The organism is Sporomusa aerivorans (assembly GCF_041428895.1).
GTDB lineage: Bacteria > Bacillota > Negativicutes > Sporomusales > Sporomusaceae > Sporomusa > Sporomusa aerivorans.
Genome location: NZ_CP156926.1, coordinates 5,975,339 through 5,995,079, shown reverse-complemented (window position 1 = coordinate 5,995,079; position 19,741 = coordinate 5,975,339). Strand labels below are relative to the sequence as shown.

13 protein-coding genes are annotated in these 19,741 nt (G+C 46.1%); all 13 read left to right on the top strand.

Going from position 1 to position 19,741, the window contains the following annotated elements; translation table 11 throughout:
* Nucleotides 1-166 precede the first annotated feature (166 nt).
* The 13 genes from SATMO3_RS28480 (at nt 167) to SATMO3_RS28420 (ending at nt 19,647) form a co-directional block, all read left to right on the top strand.
* Nucleotides 167-631, top strand: coding sequence for a hypothetical protein (locus tag SATMO3_RS28480; protein ID WP_371374378.1), 465 nt, complete (start codon nt 167-169; stop codon nt 629-631).
* A 247-nt stretch (nt 632-878) separates the two neighbouring features.
* Nucleotides 879-1,373, top strand: a complete 495-nt coding sequence (locus tag SATMO3_RS28475) for a hypothetical protein (protein ID WP_371374375.1) — start codon at nt 879-881, stop codon at nt 1,371-1,373.
* A 69-nt stretch (nt 1,374-1,442) separates the two neighbouring features.
* Complete coding sequence (locus SATMO3_RS28470; protein WP_371374373.1) at nt 1,443-5,558, top strand: hypothetical protein; 4,116 nt, start codon at nt 1,443-1,445, stop codon at nt 5,556-5,558.
* A gap of 17 nt (nt 5,559-5,575) precedes the next feature.
* Nucleotides 5,576-6,490, top strand: a complete 915-nt coding sequence (locus SATMO3_RS28465; protein ID WP_371374370.1) for a hypothetical protein — start codon at nt 5,576-5,578, stop codon at nt 6,488-6,490.
* 13 nt (nt 6,491-6,503) lie between these two features.
* Nucleotides 6,504-7,934: a hypothetical protein gene (locus SATMO3_RS28460; RefSeq protein ID WP_371374367.1), complete on the top strand. Its 1,431-nt coding sequence runs from the start codon at nt 6,504-6,506 to the stop codon at nt 7,932-7,934.
* Nucleotides 7,935-7,936: 2 nt separating this feature from the next.
* Nucleotides 7,937-9,022, top strand: a complete 1,086-nt coding sequence (locus SATMO3_RS28455; RefSeq protein ID WP_371374364.1) for a hypothetical protein — start codon at nt 7,937-7,939, stop codon at nt 9,020-9,022.
* Nucleotides 9,023-9,034: 12 nt separating this feature from the next.
* Nucleotides 9,035-10,045 carry a hypothetical protein gene (locus SATMO3_RS28450; RefSeq protein ID WP_371374362.1) on the top strand — a complete coding sequence of 337 codons (1,011 nt, stop codon included), beginning with the start codon at nt 9,035-9,037 and terminating at the stop codon, nt 10,043-10,045.
* A 4-nt stretch (nt 10,046-10,049) separates the two neighbouring features.
* Nucleotides 10,050-11,267, top strand: coding sequence for a hypothetical protein (locus SATMO3_RS28445; protein ID WP_371374359.1), 1,218 nt, complete (start codon nt 10,050-10,052; stop codon nt 11,265-11,267).
* On the top strand, nt 11,268-12,161 hold the full coding sequence (locus tag SATMO3_RS28440) for a phage BR0599 family protein (protein ID WP_371374356.1): 894 nt from the start codon (nt 11,268-11,270) through the stop codon (nt 12,159-12,161).
* A 12-nt stretch (nt 12,162-12,173) separates the two neighbouring features.
* Nucleotides 12,174-15,563 carry a phage tail protein gene (locus SATMO3_RS28435; protein WP_371374352.1) on the top strand — a complete coding sequence of 1,130 codons (3,390 nt, stop codon included), beginning with the start codon at nt 12,174-12,176 and terminating at the stop codon, nt 15,561-15,563.
* A 12-nt stretch (nt 15,564-15,575) separates the two neighbouring features.
* Nucleotides 15,576-16,112, top strand: coding sequence for a hypothetical protein (locus SATMO3_RS28430; protein WP_371374349.1), 537 nt, complete (start codon nt 15,576-15,578; stop codon nt 16,110-16,112).
* Between the two features lie 52 nt (nt 16,113-16,164).
* Entirely contained in the window at nt 16,165-17,028 is an 864-nt protein-coding gene (locus tag SATMO3_RS28425) for a hypothetical protein (RefSeq protein ID WP_371374347.1), read from the top strand.
* 12 nt (nt 17,029-17,040) lie between these two features.
* On the top strand, nt 17,041-19,647 hold the full coding sequence (locus SATMO3_RS28420) for a hypothetical protein (protein ID WP_371374344.1): 2,607 nt from the start codon (nt 17,041-17,043) through the stop codon (nt 19,645-19,647).
* Nucleotides 19,648-19,741: the final 94 nt, after the last annotated feature.

Genomic DNA, 19,741 nt, shown 5'->3' with positions numbered 1-19,741 from the left:
CCTGTATTCAGTTAAGGACAGGGATACAGCCCTGTCCTTAACCATTATATCACAGCCATGACTGAGTTTTTTAACAAGTTGATGCAAGATTGCTGTAAGGGTTAGGTTAATTCCTAACCCTTATTTGTTTTGTTTATAAGATAATTTTAAAATAGGGGGAATACCTGTGAAACAGAAAAAAGAAACTACCAGCGAGCTTGATATATTGCTGCCGGAATCAAAGGTTATAATCAATGGGGAGAGAATCACCATTAAGCCTTTTGCCTTTGCCGAGCTGCCCAGCATTGTAAAATTGCTATCTAAGATGGGCGCAGGATTTTATGAGCTGATCAGTGCCGACGGTCTGCAATTCAACGACTCCGGCAACCTTATTCTTAACCAAAAGTTTATTGAAAACATCGGCACAATCTTTGAAAACCACTTCCCGGAGATTGCCGAACTGATGGCAATTTATACCGGCAAGGAACCGGCGTTTTATTTGAATAAAGATAACGGCGTTGACGGTGAAGACGGCCTTATGCTGCTACTCATGATTATTGAGAGTAACTACAGTTTTTTTACGAAACGTTTGGCCCCGATTCTGGAAGAAATAAAGGCCAAACAGAAATCACCTGGAGTGAAATCGTCTTAGAACTCAAAAAAGCCGGTCACTCCTTTAGTGAGGTTAAGGGCTACACGCTGGATCAAATGATCTTGTTCTATGGAGCGGCACTGGAGCAACGGATTCGTTATATGCAGGACGTTCGCGCCGGGGTGTGGGCCGACAAGGACGATTTTACCAAGTATGTAGATGCTATACTTAAAAGATGATACCATAATATTCCTTTACAGGTATTACTATTTGTTATAGTATTGAGTCAAAAAGGGGATTTGTGGTAATGAGAAAAATCATATTTTTTCTGCTTTTAGTCCTATTTTCAGGAGTTATTCCTGTTAATGCAAATATTACTACTTATCGGGACAGGTTTACTGGCGAAAATGAGTATTCGGTTCTTACCAAACATTATACGTATAATCAACTTTTATTTACAAAAAAATTTGAAGATGGTAAACCAACGTATACGTTATATGTTACATATAAGATTTTTGTTCCAGAAGAACAGCTTCGTCTTCCTATAGAAATTAAAGTGGATGATCTTCCGATTATTACTATTGACGAAGATCAAGTAAGACTGTTTAAAATCAACCAATTTGATCTTGATAACAGTTTAAAAAAAAGTAAGCTAATTATTCCATCACATGTAATAGATTTGATACAGGATGGCAAGTCAGTCAAAATTAGAGTACTAAAGGGTAAAGCATACTCAGTAATGATTGCATTGACAGAAGAAACAGTGTCTGAATGGCAGCGAATCATTAATACCGAAAAATAATATAATTGTAGTTGTAACCTCTAACCGCTGATCTGTTCAGCGGTTTTTTATGTCCGAAAGGAGGGAAGTATGGCTAATAATGTAATTGAAATAAAGATAACTGCCAGTAACGCCCAGGCACTGACGGCACTTAGGCAAGTAGCAGAGGCGGCGGCTCAATCAGCAGCCAAAACTAAAGCTGCAGGGTCTACCGGTGGCGACGGCTTTAACAAATCTCTTACTGAGATTGGTAGACAATCCGAAAGTGCTAATCAAAAGGTTACACAAAGCGGCCAAGGGATGTTAAGTACTTTTAGTAAGGTCGGCATGGCGGCGTATGGAATCATTTCCACTTTCCAAGCGGTAAAAGATACCTTGGGTTCTATCTTCGGTACCGGCATTACCTACGATAAGCAGATGGAAACTGCTCAGTTAGGGGTTGCCGGTATTTTAATGTCTATGACCAAACTTAACGGTGAGCAGCTTAAGCTAAACCAGGCCATGCAAATCTCAAGTCAGACCCTTAAGCAAATCCAGGAAAATGCCGTTAAAATTGGTTTGCCGGCAGAAGATATGATAAGTGGTTTTCAATCAATTCTTGGTCCAGGGTTACAAGCCAAAATGACTATGGAAGAGATTGTACAAATTACTACCACTGGTACGAAGGCCGTTAAGACTATGATGGGCTCAATGGCTAATGAGATGCAAATTACCCAGGAGTTACGCTCCATGATAAGCGGCAACATTGACCAAAATTCCCAGGTGTCGAAAGCACTGGGTATTACGAATGCGGACGTTGAAAAAGCGAAGCAAACTGCTGGTGGCTTATTTAATTATCTCATGGAAAAAATGAGCGGGTTTAAAGCGCTTGCAACTATCTGGCCTGACACAATGACCGGAGCTACAGAACGATTTAAAGCTATGTTTGGACAGGCTTCCGGCAGTGCCTCTGAAACCGTATTCAGCAAAATAAAAAAAGAAATCAATGGAATAACGGATGCCTTGTTTGTTGTTGATGAAAAAACAAAGGCGGTTAGCTTTAATCCTACTTTATTAAGCAATATAAAAGAGATTGTTGATAATACCGTCTTATTTGTCGAAAAGACAAAAGAAGCCGGTAAGGTAATAGGGTCAGTATTATTACCGCCATTAAACCTTGTGTTGTCGATCTTAAAGTTTATCATACAACATACGCAAGCAGTAGCAACAGGACTATTGGCATGGACAGCAATACAAAAGGCTATCCCTTTATATGAAAAGTTGAAAACAAAAATTTCTGATGCGGAGAAAGCATTAATTGCCCAAAAAAGAGCCGCCGCACAAGCATCAATAGCCAATGTGACAGGTGCTAATACCTCTATAGCTGCAATCGGCAGAATGGAGAAGGCTTTATTTGCAGTAAAAACCGCTATTCGCGGCTTGGCCTCTGCTACACTTTGGGGGGCTATTTCTGTAGCTGCCGGCTATGCCATTGAAAAAGTAATCGAACACTTGGATAAAATAGATAAAAAAAGAAAAGGTATTGTTGATAGTTCCGACAAGCGATTAGGAAGCATATCCCAACCTTATGAATCCGGAAATGCTGGAGCTGGTGAAGTTAGTTCCGGTCAAGGTGATCCAGGCGGCGTTAGCTATGGATTACATCAACTTACGTCTGAAAATGTCGCTGGGTTTGTTCAATGGCTATTAAAAGAAGGATATGAGGCAGGAACATATTTAACTACAGGGGGGGATAAAGCTGCTGGCATTCCCGCTCATGATGTAGAAATTGGATCAGCGGAATTTCAAGATTTATGGAAAAAGGCAGCGGACATATATGGTCAAAGTTTTGCGGATGCACAATATAAATATTTCAAAGAAAATTGGTATAATGTAACTGCTAATCAACTTGCTAACGATAATTTTGATTTAAACAAACATTCTTTCGGCCTTCAAAATGCTGTGTGGTCAACTTCTATACAACATGGTCCGCAAACTGCTACAAATATTATTGAAGAAGCTCTCAATTCCTTAGAGGATAATACCAGTGCTGGAGACGATGCGGAACTTATAAAAAAAATGTATGAAATTCGTAGCAGGTATATTTCCAATGATCGCTACCTTTCACAAAAAACAAAGGAAAATATAATAAATAACCGCTATCAGCAAGAAATGCAGGATATGTTAAATGCTGGGACAGCTAATTTTGTTTCTCTTCCCAAAGGAAACTTAACCCTCAAGGACGAGCAGCAGGAACTTAAAGCCCTTAAGGACGCCAAAATTGAATTAGCAAATGCCATTGCCAAAGGTCAGTTACAAGAGCATATTGCTAAATTAAAGCAAGAGGAGCAAACCCTTGAAAACCGCAATACAAAAACCAATTTAGGGACGGCAACTGGTGAAGAGAAAATTTCATCGAAAGAGTACAGTCGTCAGAAAAAGGTAATTGCTACTGCCAGGACAGATGCCGAAATTGCTAATTTACAACAGCAATTAGACAACGAGAATAGTAAGCTGTCAAATAAAAATTATACTACTGAAGAAACGACAAAAGTTAAAACCGCGATTGTAGACCTACAATCTCAGATCCGGCAGAAGGAGATTGAACTCCAGACCACCATTGAAGGTTTGAACAATGCCCAGGATACCGCTGGGCAAGCTCTTACGGATGCGGCCATGGATGTTGAAATTACGAACCTTGAGAATAAAGGTCAATATTCCAAGGCTCAAAAACTTCGTTCCCTGAAGCAAAATAGGGCCTTACAACAGCAATTTACGGAAAATAACATGCCGGATTCCTCCAAGCTGCTGCAGGAGAATATAAGTCATGACGAAATCCAGGCGGACTATACCCAAGCTGAAGCTACCATAGAGAACACTATTAAATCCTTAAGCATGGCGCAGGAAAAGTTAATTCAGGACGTTGCCCGAGGCACCATATCGGTTAACGATGCACTCACTCAATATCAAACTGCCTTTGATGCAAAAACAAAGGACGATATTGCAACCTTAAAGACTGACCTCGAAAAGTCCCAAGGTGCAGGGTTTACCGATCTTGTAAACAAAATTGTGCTTAAATTACTGGAGCTTAAGGATCACGCCAAAGATTACGTTGATAAGTTATTAAAATCACTGGATAGTAACCTGGAGAAGAAAATACAGGATATTGAGTCAAACCCTGACTTAACTTCCATGCAACGGGAAAGCCAAATAGCGGCGGTGAAAAGGGAAGATGCGGCCAATAATGTAACAACGCTTAAGGCATTGATAGCAAATCCACCCCAAGGAATGGATACTGATTTTTTAAAAGCGTCTCTTGCTGAAGCCGAGAAACTCAGTGAAAGGCTTAATAAGCTAAACGATATTAACTATCAGGTCAAGCAATCGTTTAAAGAATCCTTTGAAAGCGGCCTGCTCACCTTCCTGACTGACGGCATTACTAAGTGTCAATCGCTTGGAGAAGCCTTCCTAAACCTCGCCAATACCGTTGTAAGCTCCATTCAAAGAGTATACGCCGAAGCCATAACCAAGGACATTATGACGAAGTTTGGATTAGGCGATTATACCGGTGCCGCAAGCACCAACTCTACCACAGCCACAAACACCACCGCACTGAGTATTAATACATCCGCTATTAATCAGCTTACTGCTATGTTGAGCTCTTTGATGGGATTAGACAATTCAGTGGACGCTTCCGGTGATTCCAGTGATTCCGGTGACGGTGACTACCTGGATTATCTGCTCCAGGGCATGAAAAACGGCTTTGCCGTAGGTGGGAGTCTTGCGAAGTTTGCCGATGGGGGCAGCATGGATAGCGGTCCGGTCAAAGGGCCTGGGACCGGCACCAGTGACAGCATTTTAGCCTACCTGGGCAACTATAAGAAGTTTGTCGGCCTCAGTAACGGTGAATATGTCATCAAAACAGCCTCCGTTAAAAAGTTCGGCACAGACTTCTTCGACAGGCTAAACTCCGGCTTAATCCCTAGAGAATTCCTCAATATCAAAGCCAAGTTCGCTGACGGCGGTTCCATCGGCAGGACGTTGGCCGGACCGCAGGAGTTGGCGGCCACTCTGGCGTCCGGTGATACGAATATCCATCTAAAAAATGTCAACGTCTTTGATATGGCGGATATAGGGCGATACATGTCAGGTCGAGTCGGTGAAAAGATATTTATTAACCACATGAAAAACAATGCAACTATTGCGAGTAAACTTATAAAAATTTAGGGTAGGTGAGAATCTACATGGCTTGTACCGTTGGATCAGCCAACAACGTCCTTGCATTGCTCAAGGGCGTTGTTTCTTTTTTGATTGATTCCTCAAACTTTGATACCGGGAAGAATTGGACGCTTTTAACGCCCGCATCAGTGGATGCCATTACCTCGTCAACAGGGGTTATCCTCAAAGGCGTAGGGGATGGCGATGATGAAATTTACGTAGGTATGAAAATGTCAGCCGCCACAACCGGGAAAACAACTGAAAGCGTAAATATCCTGCTAAATGGTTACGCCGGTTATGATTCTGGCCTTGGCTGGGCAGAACAACCGGGGGCTATTAGCCTGGACAAATTGCCGGTTATCCCGCTGGTGGATGCCACCCATATGACCTACTGGATCAGTGCCAATTCCAGCCGGTTTATTATCATGGTAGAACTTTCTACTCAATACGAAGGCGCCTATCTCGGCCTATTTACCCCAATTGCCATTGAAAACCAGTACCCATATCCATTACTTATCGGCGGCAGCTATTACGCTGACGGCGCCTGGACGGATAGCAGTACAGACCACGGCATGTTTACGCATCCTGGCACCGGAATCAATTCCTCCGTGGCCATTCGCCGTCCGGATGGAGCTTGGCGCTACTGCAAAAGGGAAACGCTGGGCGACCTTAATATGTGGCCGACAAACATATCTCCGGAAGATACCTTAACCGTCCTTGACGATGTGCTCACCCTGGAAAATGTCATTATGTACCCGTTTCTGATGTATGAGAATAACCCGGTGGGCATGATCGGCCAACTTGACGGCGTGTACTGGATCGGCAACCGGGAGGACTTGGCGACCAAAGACAGCGTTGTGTACGAAGGCTCAAGTTATAAAATATTCAACAATGTGTCAGAGCGGGACAAAGATTCCTATTTCGCCGTCCTGTGGTCGTAAGGGGGCCGGGTAGATGCCGTACAAACAAGGCGAGGCTACAAGCCTGGAAGACCTCATAACTCAGCTTGTAGCCTGGGCTACCGACACCTCAATTCATGGTGATGATGCCTGGACATTAATGCAAAATGAGGCGTGGCCCAAGGGAACGATTCTAAAGGCTAAAGGGCTTGACGGCAAAAATAGCTGTTACATCGGCCTGATGGTCCTGGACTTTACCAGCAGCACCGCGTATTCCTCCTGGCTTTTGCAATCGGAGGTCATTGCGAAAAGAGTTTTATGGGCTAAATCGGCTCTTAACAAACCGGGAGCAAACTTTACCCATACCAGCGGCGCGGCGTCCTTTGCCGTATGGAATGATGTACACGACCTAAGCAAAGGCACAGTCACCTATACGCTATCCGGCCATAACAACTTAGTAAAATCCTACGGAAAGTGTCTGGTGTTCGGTGTTTTCAAACAATTCATTGACGGGCTCAACTGGGATGAACAGCCAGGGGCCATAGATACAGCCGAACTTGATCTTGACTTGTACCCTCTCTTTTATACAAAGACGGGTTCTACTTCCCAAACGGAGCTTACCCCGCCGGTGTATCCCGGCTGGGGTTATCCGGGGATTGCCCTGCCGTCAGGAGAACCGTCCAGCGGTTGTTTTAAATACTGGTTCATCAAGGACGCAAGCCATTTAACGATAGTTACACGTAACGGCATACAGTGGGATATGGGACACGCAGGACTGCTGGAGCCTTTCGAAGCCGTAATGCAGTATCCGTTCCCCGCTGTTGTCGCCGGAACCTGCACCGGACTTAGTATTGTTGGTGAAAACACGGTGGTTAACGGAACGCTGAAAGTGATTAAAGGGAATAAGATCGATTATTCCTACAGCAACTGGTCCATGTCACGGAGCCTACCGCTTGCGCCCTGCGAAAACGGCGCTTCACACGTTGCCTTATGTTTGCCGGATGGGACATGGACATATTTCAGCAACTGGACGCAGGAGTTAAAAAACCGCAGCTATACAAGTTCGTCAAACGTGACCAACTACTACTTTACCGTAGAGCGCCCGGTCCGGGAGAGCAACACAGCCGACGGCTGTCGGATCAAGCCAACCAATGTGGAACTAACCGGCGTGGCGCCCTGTTTGTCCAGTGACGATACCATAACCCTGGAGCCGTTGCAACTGATCCAGAATGACTCTGTAAATCACAAGGTTAACCTGTTTGGCTCACTATGGGGCATGACTTGGCCTGGCACTGACCTACCGATTGGGCAAATCACCGTCAACGGCAAAGCGTGCCTATTAATCCCGAATTGCTGGGAAGACCGCCTATGGTATGTTATCCCCTGGGTGACTGGCTATGTTGACCAAAGCAGCTACTTTTCTCAGTATAAAGAAATCATCAAGTACGGTAAGCAATTTAAAATGCTTATAGAATTGGAGGTTTAGACATGGCTTACACAAAAACGTCGATTACTACACCCAATCAGCTTTTAGTTGCGCTAAGTACCTTTGCAACAAGCTCCGGCTGGACGGTTCTGTATGAGGGGGATGATACCCCTATTGACGGCAGCACCGGCACCGATGGAAAACGACTTGTTATTCAAAGCCCTGGCGGCGACACCTTCGCCCATTTCCGGGCCGCTAACGGCAAAAACATATTTCAGACCCATAGCACCACCGGATATATGTATGGTGTGGGCCTGACCTGTTCCACGGCCTATACGGAGTTGCCGGCAAGTGGCCTTTGGTATGACCAGACCGGCGCCTGCCAAATGACCACCGGTGAAGTTATTGGCTGCGGTATCCCCATTTATTTTAATAAAGCCTGCAATGTCTATTTCAATCACATAGCAGACCCGGCAGAAATGATAACCATATCCGTTGAACTTTTTGACGGCGTATTTCAGCACATGGCTGTAGGTGAAGTGTACAAGATTGGCTCCTGGACAGGCGGCGCCATCTTTAGCGCCAGCCGCAACAGTGCCAATCTGTTTGTATCCTCCATGACTTCGCAGACGATTGAAGCAACGAGCGACTATCTGTTTGCCGTCAATGCCAAAGCCAACACGTTTTTGCGGGCGAATATCGACGCGGCGCCTAACCGGTCCCCTGAAGTGCTTTGGGGAAGCGCCGGACCGGCCACGGCCACCGCTGACGCTGGGTATACGGGCAAGCGGATTGCGCTGCCGGTATTTGGGGATGATGTGATAGCCAATTCCTGGTATCCGAAAATCCCGCACTATCGTTATATTCAATCGCAGTCGGCCACCGATACAGGCCGGAACGTCAACACCCTGAACTGCATCAGCGTAAACCTGCCGCTGGCCGTCTACGCCTTGCGCGACCCGGATGCACTTAGTAACTTCAGCCAGTGCGGATATGTGCCGGGTATTTATTTTATCTCGACGCGCAACGTGGCGCCAGCCAGCACCTACGATATAAATTACCCGGCATCCGGCAACCTGTTCCAAGCCTTTCCACAGACCAGTCGGGGCGGTAGTTTAGGCTATGACGGTATTTCGATTAAGCAATAGGAGGCGCGTTAGATGGCTGAAACGGTAGCGCAACGATATATGGACCTGTCAGCCTTGGGTAAAGCCAGCGCCAATATTGTAGGCCGGGCAACGAAGGTAAACCCCTTGCGCATGAAGCTGCTCGCCGAATCGCTTACTACCGTTACCGAACCCCTAACCTGGGGTGTCATGGCCCGGATAAATAAATCCTGGGGCAATAACCAAACCATTACCTACATGGACACCGCTGGCAGCTATGTTTGGAATGTAGCTACCGGCGTGTTTGTCATTACGGACACAAATGGTAATATTACAACCCGGACGGGGATTGACACCATTGAGGATTTGGAAGTTTCCTGGGGCGTTATGGCTCTGGTGCAAGTCGTGCTGCAAGAACTGGATTATACCAACAGGAATGCTTTTTTGATAGGCACACTGGCGGTTGTCACCAAAACGTCAAGGGTGGAGGCCGTCTCCTGGTGGGAAAGCGAATATCTGGCCGAAGGGACACAACATGCCGTATTTAGCCGAATTTCCGAGAGTGGCCACGGATCTGGCGATGCAGCCTTAAACCGCATAGGTATTGAACCGGAATATAACCCGCTGCTGCTGCAGGATGGCGGGGCTTGGGTAGCTACTAACAACTATCCAATAGACTTAATTTCCTGGCTTACCGATTATGCGGTCAGTAGGGATAACTCCCGGACCGGCGAGAAAACAATTGCTAACAATGAGTATTTACTGATAGCCGCCTTTGCGGCCAACCTGCTAAATGCCAATCCTTTTGTCACTTATGAGCCTTCAATGCTGAAAGAATGGCTTGATAGTCTCCCGTCCAGTAGTAGGCCGGAGCAGTTGCGGGATGGATACTTTAAAAGTCTGGACTACCTGATGATTGCCGCGTTTGCGCAGAATTTATTAAGTAGCGATTCAGACATTACCTATGAGCCATGGATGCTGTGGCAGTTCTGCCAGTGGTACTTCCAAAGTTCTGATATTGTAGCGAATACCCGAAGAATATTCGACTTATCGCCAAGGTGGTGATGATTTGGCAACTGAAATTTCCGAAGCCCTTGCATTTAAAACGCAAATCCATAAAGCCTGGGATGCCACCGAGCAGCGCATGGCGCTCAGAACCTACCCGCGCCGTTCCCTTGCCTATGACTATTACGGCATGAATGGGGCGCAGAGCCAGTATCTGCGGGCGCTGTCCTATGCCAAACAAAATCAAAAAATCGAAATCCCGTTGTGGCATGCTGGCTGCCGTATGACGGAAAGTGCCTATGAAAACTTTTCGCATGTAAGTGTAGATACCGTCAGTCTCTGGCAGTTCCGGGGCTGCAGCGGCATTATGTTTTGGCGTAACGACAAGACCGGAGGTGATCGGTATTTTTTAAAGGCACTTTATGCCGATGGCTCTTTAAAACTGACGGAAATACTGGAGCAAGACTATCCGAAGGCTACGACGATGATTTACCCGACCGCCTACGGGTACTTAAAGCCGGAGGATAAATATTCGGTCTATGCCTCGCATCTGACCACCATGCAGCTCAATGTGGAGCTGTTGGACGACTACAGCCTCACTTCTCTGCCGACAGCGTTTAATGAGGATAACTACGAAGCGTGGAACTGCAAAACCCCATTTCAAGACGCTATACCAGCCTCTTACCTGGGCGTGGATATATTTCCCTTGGCCCCGTCCTGGACAGGCGATCTGTCGGCTAATTTCACGCGAAACGCGAATCTATTGGACAATGAAACCGGGCTTGTCAAATATGATTTAAAAAGCGTATACGCCTCGGAAAATAAAGAGATTGATTATGTATTAACAAGCCGCTCAGAGATTAATAATTTCCAGCGGTTTTTTACTAGGTGCAAGGGCCGGCTGAAATCTTTTTATGCCCCGTCCTGGTTAAGTGATATGACCCTGGCGGAAACGGCGTCCAGCGGCCAGCTCTATTTGCTTGTCGAGTGGCCGCTCTACTGGAAATATTACGCCAGTTTGTCCCGGAGGAAATTAATCATTGTCTTTTTACGGTCCGGCTCGGTAAAGATTTTCCCGGTTGCGGGGTATGCAACAGACAGTACCGGCGAATATGGCAAGGTCTATTTAGAGACTGCGCTTACCTCGCCCCTGAGAAAGTCTGATGTAGTTATGATTTCCTTTCTCTGCCGGTATCGGTTTGACAGCGACACGCTGACAACCGACTATGATACCACCGGCATTGCGACTGTTACTACATCGTTTGCGGAGGTAAATGCTTAAATGGCTGACAGTAATATATCTACCTACGAAAATAGCACCCAGGATGGCCAGCCGCTGGAGTGCTATAAGTTTTTCTATGGCGATACCACGTATCAGTATACATCCAGCCGCTATGACGTGGCCTTGACGGTGACAACGGACAGCGCGACCAGTACAGAGACATACACGGCTGACCACATCAAGCGGGACGCTATCAAGCCGTCCAGTAAAGGTAGCTCCAATTCCACGGTGGTAACAGTGGATAAGGATAATGCCGTGGCCGCGCTGTTTAAGGCATCACCGCCGGACAAGCCGGTATATCTAAACATTTTTAGGCTCCATGACCAGGATCACGCAGCCTACGACACTATATTTGTCGGCGAAATCATTGAGGCCGCTTTTGAAGACTCCGAATGCAACTTGACGGTAAAGATGGAAAACTGGCTGACCCGGAAACTGCCCAATTTCACACGGCAGTTTTTTTGTTGTAATGTAATTTATGACGCTTCCTGCCGGTTAAACAAAGCGGACCATGCCAAGGAAATTTATATTGACGGCTATAAGGGCCTTACTGTAACCGTGGACTTGACCGGCTATGAGGACGATTATTTTGCCGGGGGGCTGTTTTACTATAACAATAACGTCCGGATGATAACCGCCAGCAATGAAACAACGCTAACCCTCCGCTATCCGTTTCCGACTACGCCTATGGGTAACGTGACTATATATCCTGGTTGTGACAAGTTGTTTAAGACCTGCGCGACTCGATATGACAATACCTTAAATTATACCGGTTGTCCTTATGTGCCGCCTGAGTTCAGTAACGACGATAAAGTGGGCAGCGGCGTGTATTGGGTGGATTCTACGGTGGTACAGCGCGATACAGACGGGTATATTGGCACGATATCGCTTTAGGAGGCGGCAGTTATGGCAATGAACAAATGGGTGGGATGGGGACTAACCACGCTCCTGTCTTACTTTTTAAATCGTAGTGATAATGATACAGACAGTGATCCGTCCGAGTTAGGCGCGGAAGCCGCCGAGCTGGGCACACCGGTGCCGGTTGTCATGGGACGGCAAATCATCAAAAGTCCGTTAACTATTTACTATGGGGATTTTAGCGCGAAAGCGTATACAGAGGCATACGGGGCATGGTCTGAGTTTAATGCATGGGGTATCATACTGACCGACATTCTTGCCTGGAGTTTAACGCCTGCATCCGGTACGGTTGTGACACCGCATAAGCATGTCGCTGAAACTACGGGTACGGGTAGTAACTCTGGCGGCTCTGTAACAATCACGGGTACCGGGAACACAGGAACGGAAGTTCCGACTAAGCAGGTTACAGCAACGAACAGCAGCAAAGTATCGACAAGCTCTGAAATGTCGGACCCGACTAAACTTAAAAGCAAAGAGCATGAAGGCCCGAAATATCTGCTCTATCTTGCCAAATGGCTTTTAATGTGGCTGATAAACGGCCACAACCTCAAGACCACCATACAAAAGGGATTTAAATACTATCTGGGCTATCAGGTGTTGGTTTGCGTTACCGGGGAGAATATTAGGCTGCGCGGCCTGTACATCGGCTACGATAAAAACAGCGACGACGATAATAGCGGGCCGGTATGGACCGGGGACGCGTCACGAGAAGACCATTTGACCACGCCTTATGTTATTAGCGTTGATAATGACGAATTATTTGGCGGGGCTGACGAAGGCGGCGGCTTCATCGGGGATGTGCGGATATATTTAGGTGGCGCCGAGCAACCAGCCGACTCCTGGATGGTTGAGCAAATGAGCGCCGATTCCGTACAGGAGGAATTACGCGGCCTTACGCCAGCTTACCGCCCGTTTGTGAGTGCGGTTGTGCCAACGGCCTATGTCGGCAAACAGGCTCAAGTCCCGAATATGTATTTTGATATGCAGTGGATACCTAACCGGCTGGGGCTTGGCGGTATTGGCGACAATGACGCAAATCCTATGGAATGCATTTATGAAATGACGGTCAATAACGAGTGGGGGTTAGGGAAAGACCCTGCTGTTTTAAATGTGGATTCGATGCTGGCCTGCGGTAAAACGCTGGCCGAAGAAGGCCGGGGCGTATCCATTAAGATAACATCCCGAACCGAAGTAAGCACGATTATTGACAACCTCTGTGAGCATTTAGACATGGTTCGTTATGATGATCCGCAGACCGGCAAGCTGACGTTCAAGCTCATTCGGGATGATTACGATATCGACACCTTGCCGGTGCTGGATTCCTCTATTGTAAGTGAAATAAAATATACCCGCACCGTTTGGTCAAATTCCAAAGGTGAGATTGTCGCCAAATACTCCGACAGTTCGTCTTTATATGAGACAAGCACCGTGACGGATAATGACCCGGCGATTATTGAGGCCAATGACGGCGACCGCAATTCCGAGGATGTGGATTTTACCTATTTTACGACTTCCACAAATGCAGCCTGGGCCGCAAACCGGGAACTCAGGGAAAAAGGCTATCCGCTGGCATCGGTGCGCTTGGTATGCAACCGCAAAGCAAGTTCGCTCCGGCAAGGGGATGTGTTTAAGCTCAACTGGGACCCTTACGGCATAGAAAAACTGGTTATGCGGGTGAATGACATTGACCTGGGCGATTTCGTTACCGGGGAAGTAACTATTGACGCGATTGAGGACGTTTTTGGTGTAGGAAAAACAACATATAGCTCCGGTGATTCTACATCCTGGACTCAGCCGGACAACTATCCTACCGGGGTGCAGTTATTCCGCTTTTTCGAGATGCCCTGGGAAGTTTTGCAGTCTAAAGATACCTACGTGTATGCGACTGCTGTGCTGCCGGACACTAAGACCGCAAAATGGCATATTTGGCGATATCGGGATCTAAGCTGGACGAAAACCACCAGCATGACAAAATGGACGCCTGCCGGTCAACTTGTGGGGTCGATTGCTATGGATGGCTCCGCAGAGGATACCGTAGGCTTTGAGGTTATCGACATAAACGGGGATGTACTGGAACTAGCCAAAAGAAAAGCGGAATCCGGTATTGCGTTAGCCCGTAACGGTTCCCGCATTCTCATGATTAACGATGAATTAATGGGCTGGGGGACTTTAACCCAGCTTGCCAACGGCAACTTTAAAGTATCGAATATCATCCGGGCCACTTACGACACCGTACCCGCCGCGCATGCCGCCGGGGATACGGTGTATTTTTTGGATTGGGGCTACTATTCCAATGTTACAACAGGCGGGGCCGTGTGCGCCAAAGGGTTAACCACAACAGAAAAATATAACATCACTACGGCCACGGCCACCGAAGAGGAAGAGTTCAGCAATACAAAAATTAAGTCTCTGACCACTGTAAGGCGGGCAGAGAGGCCAATCCCCCCGGGAAGAATCCGCTTGACCAGCCACTTAAGCAGTGCCGCTTCACGGCTAACAAAAGCCGCCGGCAATATGTCGCTGGCCTGGACCAACCGGAATAAAAACAACTCTAACGGCTGCGTCTCGCAGGAGGATTTAGTCGATTACTACAGCGGGCAAACGGTGTCGGTTCCTATCGGGCTGCAGACGGTGATCCGGGCGTACCTTGGCAGTACCTTGATCCACGAAGAAGTATTAACTCAGACGGAAGATGAAGAGACAGCGGTAGTGACCACGCCAACAGACTTTACTTACACCTGGGCAGAGCGTTGCCAGGACAGCACCGATTTCAGCCAGGATACGATCCTAACCATAACGGCCAAGCTGGATGATCTGGAGTCTTACCAATACCAAAACCGTACCTTTGAGTGGAAACCGCCGTATATCGTGGCTGGCTGCACCACCGAAGAAGAAGCTATGACCTTGTTAGCCAGTATATATAGCACAAATGGGGTAGTGGTATCCCTTGCAAATGCTACGCTAAACAAGACGATCACTTTTGCTAATATGCCTTTAATTCTCCTTGGTACTGTTTATACTGAAACAACTACGGATACCGACACAACCACGGATAGCGAGACGGATACTGAGGAAGATTCTGAGGTATTTACAGATTCGGATGCCGAAACGGATGAGGATTCCGATACAACTTCCGATTCCGAAACAGAGGAAGGCACCGAATCAATACCCGAAGGGGCCATTTTAGTGCAGGATGGAAAATGGCTTGTTCCAAACGGCACGGCCTTGGCAATTACCGGGGAAGGTACTTATGACACCGTAACCCTAGAGAGTGGTTATATAGTCCTCACCTATTTCGATGCTACAAGTCCGGGAAGTTTGTACGCCTATCAATTTGATGGGACGAAATTTAACAATATTGCCGTTCCCAGTTTATAAGGTGGTGATTTTGTGGCGACAGAAACAGAGAATATCAAACTTAAAAAGTTAGAAGACAGCGACAAGGTAGTAAAGGACATTTTCAATGAGAATGTCGATATCTTAGAAGCTAAATTAACGGAGCTGGAAGAAGGGCAGACCGCGGATATTACCGCTTTAGAAGAAAGGGTAACTGCTACGGAAACCGGGCTAACGAATCTGGCTGCTACGGTTGCTGCCAAAAAAGACGAAAGGGCCATAACCTTCCTCAGTGCGGATTATGAAATTCGGTATCCCTGGAAAGGGACGGCCAAGCAAATCACAGTCAGCCTTAAATCCGTTCGTACCACGGACACCAGTTTTGAGCTTCAAAGACAATCTAGCACCGACTATGCAGCACAGACCGCCAATTGGGAAAAAATTGGCGGTCAAACTTTTAACCTCGTTGCCGGTTCGGTGTCCGGAGATTATTCTATCAGCCACGGCATTACTGCCGGCGATATATTACGGCTGTATACCACCAGTGACGATAGCGATATGTCAGTTCAATTGTTTATTTTAAATGGTTAAGAAATTATTTTAAAATATTTAATAATAGTTTTAAATTATTGGAGGGGTTTATATGGCAGTACCTACAGATTATGTATTTGCTTCTGGAACTTGTTTAAAGAGTGAAGTATTTCAACTTATTATAAGCAAACTGGTGGCCGCAGGTTGGACAGATGTATCTTCGCTGGCATCCAGTGACTATGTAGTTTTGAAGTCTACAGGCAACACCGGGGACAAGAATCTAATCTTAAATATTCGCCCGGTAAATGCTGCAGCCGCCAACTCTGTGGAAAGCACAGATTATTGCGTTATGTCTTACCGGCTGCAGGATACCTACACGCCGGGTGAAAGTGGTGTAGCTGGGACGTTTGGCCGTTCGTCGCTGGCCTGGACCGCCTTATATCTTGTCCCCGTTTCCGCGCTGACAACCACTTTGGCGGCAGCTACACCGATCAATTATAAAGTGTATGCGGATGCCAGTAAGATTATCCTGTTACTGGAATATCCTTCAGCAACTGGTTACAGCCCGACACTCATTTACATGGGCCAACCGGATACCGTGTATGTAACAGAGTCCAACAATCGCGGTTGTCTTGTAGGCACTACCAACAACGGCACAACCGCAAGCTCGGTCATGATCTGCAATACCTCAGACGATCAAGCCGCTGTGACCGCACCTTATGCCATTGCCACCAGCGCACTGCTGCCGTCCAAAAATCCTAACGGTGCAGGGAAATATGCTGTATCTGAGATTTATTACGGTTCATCTACGGAAAGCATTAGAGGCAAACTGGACGGCGTTCTTTGCGCCTATAACAGTAACCTACTTACAGGCGACCAAATAACCATAGGAACATATACCTATTACGTTGCTGTATGCGCCTCGGTGAATGTGCTATCGTTCCCTTCATTGGCTCTGTTAGTTCGCACTGCATAAGGAGTTGATTTAATGTCAACTACTCATGGTTATAGAATTTTTGCTGATGATTTATCTGCAGCTTCCGGTGTGCTATCCCTTACTGATAATGCTACTTACACCATCAGCGCCGTTAATGAAAGGTCTACCTCCTATGCAGCATATAAACTATATAATAAAGGATTAAGTGGTAACGGTTGGATGACCAGTACCACAGGTAGTGGTTGGAATAAGATTGTGTTTAGTACGGCTGTAACAATCTTAAGCTTTAAAGCTGTACTCATCAATTTTACAACATACTATTTTCAGGGAAGTAATGATGGAAGTACCTGGACAACTCTCTATACAGGAGCAACCGCAGGGGGGGCTGGTAAGGCTGTAAGTGTCTCGGGCGACTTTACAACTACTGGCGCATATCCTCAATATCGTTTGTATGGTACATCAACCTATAGTGGTTATCTATTAGCTGGGAGCGATTTAGAATTTGTACTGACTATTGAAAGTAGAGATTCAGTAACTTTTGACGGGCTACTACTTTCAGCGGTAATTAAAGTTGAAGGAATAAAAATACAACGAGTAGTTACTGGGCTTATCCCAGAAACATTCAGATGTGGAAAGCGTGCCAAAAATGTTCCCGGAATTGTTCCAAAGACAATATCTTGTGGTAAGCGGGATAGAAAAGCGACAGGTTTTTTAAGGCCAAGTTTGGCAATGGAAGAGAGGGAAAAGAAATTACCCGGCATACTTAGGCCAAATTTAAAATTTAGCAAGAGGCAAAGAATCACGCCTGGGTATATCAGCTCTCAGATAGCCAAAGGAACAAGGGCGCAACGATCCGTTTCCGGCTTTATTCCTAAAAGTATCACTGCCGGCAAACGTATTAAAAGCGTAACCGGCTTTATGCTGCCTAACATGAAGCCTGGGATAAGAAGCAGAATCAATGAAGGTGTACTTGTCGAGACGGTACTATACGACTCAAACGCTGCCGATCATATCAGGCTGACGGTTACGCCGACATTCTCTTATGAAAGCTCCGCTATTGAAGTGTCAACGGTTAATGCTCGGGAAATCACAATAGGTAAATATTCCTTGCTTATTGGTGATTCTGAGTCAATCTCTTATGCAGATACCAGTATTGATTTGGCAGCTTTGTCATTTAACATAGACCTAACGGACTTAGCAACGGGCGACAATAGCTGCCGTCTTTACTTGCTGTATGATGATGGTGGCCGGGATTACCTTGATTTTGTCGTAACCCTGGAAGAAACCTATCGCGCTACATCATATCGAACGTTATACACGTATACTGGGGGATTTAGCTTATCCGGTGACATTGGTAAATTAAGAGAAGATGATATGGAGTATGTGGGTAATAACATAACTGGTGGCAATGGTGTTTTAACCACTACAGACGTTATTTCATTTGATTTATCGAAGGTTAAAGGTATAAATGGCATAAACATTGCCGGTGATGGCTGCTTGTTCCTGGTTAGCTTTGATGGCAGGCAGACTTGGTATGCCTACCAAGATTCAACTTGGGTTGTAGTGGATAGCGACAATATTGCAACCAACGGTATGACGGCCAGCATATTGTCAGCCATAACAAACGCGCAGTGGGCAGAGATATTCCAAAGAACACAGCTTGATTTTATGTGCTATATGAGTTCTTTGTTGGCTTCTCACGTTACATCTTATGCACCCGAAAATTTATATACTTCGGGTGTACTTCCTACAGGTGATTATGATTGGCATACAAAGACTGTATCTGCTCCAAGTAGTGAATATAAGATATCAAAAATCCAAACCCTTTGGTCTGGTGGTGCACAGGGAAGTACGCGTTATAACTACGCAGAAATATTAAGTAATTTATATGCGACAGCAACCATGGTTATAAAAAACTATACAATCGGCGTAACATCTACTTATGTCTCACCTGATAACGAAAAGATTACGTCCATAACCTTTGGTTTTAACGGTACTTCAAATTCATATAATTATTATTACATTTATCAGAAATCCACTCAAGCCTACCTCCAGAGCATCACCGCCTTGTTCCAAACTAACTCTGCCCCAATAATCTCCAATGTTGCCCTATCGCCCGCTGAGACGCATACAGAATCCACACTGACCGCTCATATCGCGGATTCGGACGGCGACAACGCAAGCTATCGCATCCTGGTAAATGGGGAAGAGTTCCAAGCCTACAATACAGGCGATTCGTTCGAATATGACATTTCGGTTGTTATACCCAGCAGCGCAACCATCGTGGGGACGAACGCCATAACGATTGAGGCCACGGATGGAGTAGCCACAAATCAATATACCACCTATTTGACTAAAACAGATGCCATACCTGAGATAGTCGCGGTACTTGATAAAACAACCCTATCAGCCGTTATCAGTGACGCGGACGCAGATACCATGAGCTACCAAATTACGCTTAATGATGTTGTCCTGGTATCCTGGACGGACTTTGCAGCAGGCCCGATAAGTATAAGCTATAAACTGCCCACGAAAAGCATTAAGATAGGGAAGGAAAATAACTTAGTTCTTGAAGTAAAAGACTCCTTAGAGCAGACTGCCTCCGTGGAAATTGACTTTGTTGGAGTACGGTATGGGAAATTCCCTTTCATTATCTAGTTTCTTTTTATCAGTGTTTCTATGGGGTGATAATATGCCGCGTGAACCATGCTGCTGCCGCTATTAGCGGCTATTTTTATAAGCATTTGAGAGG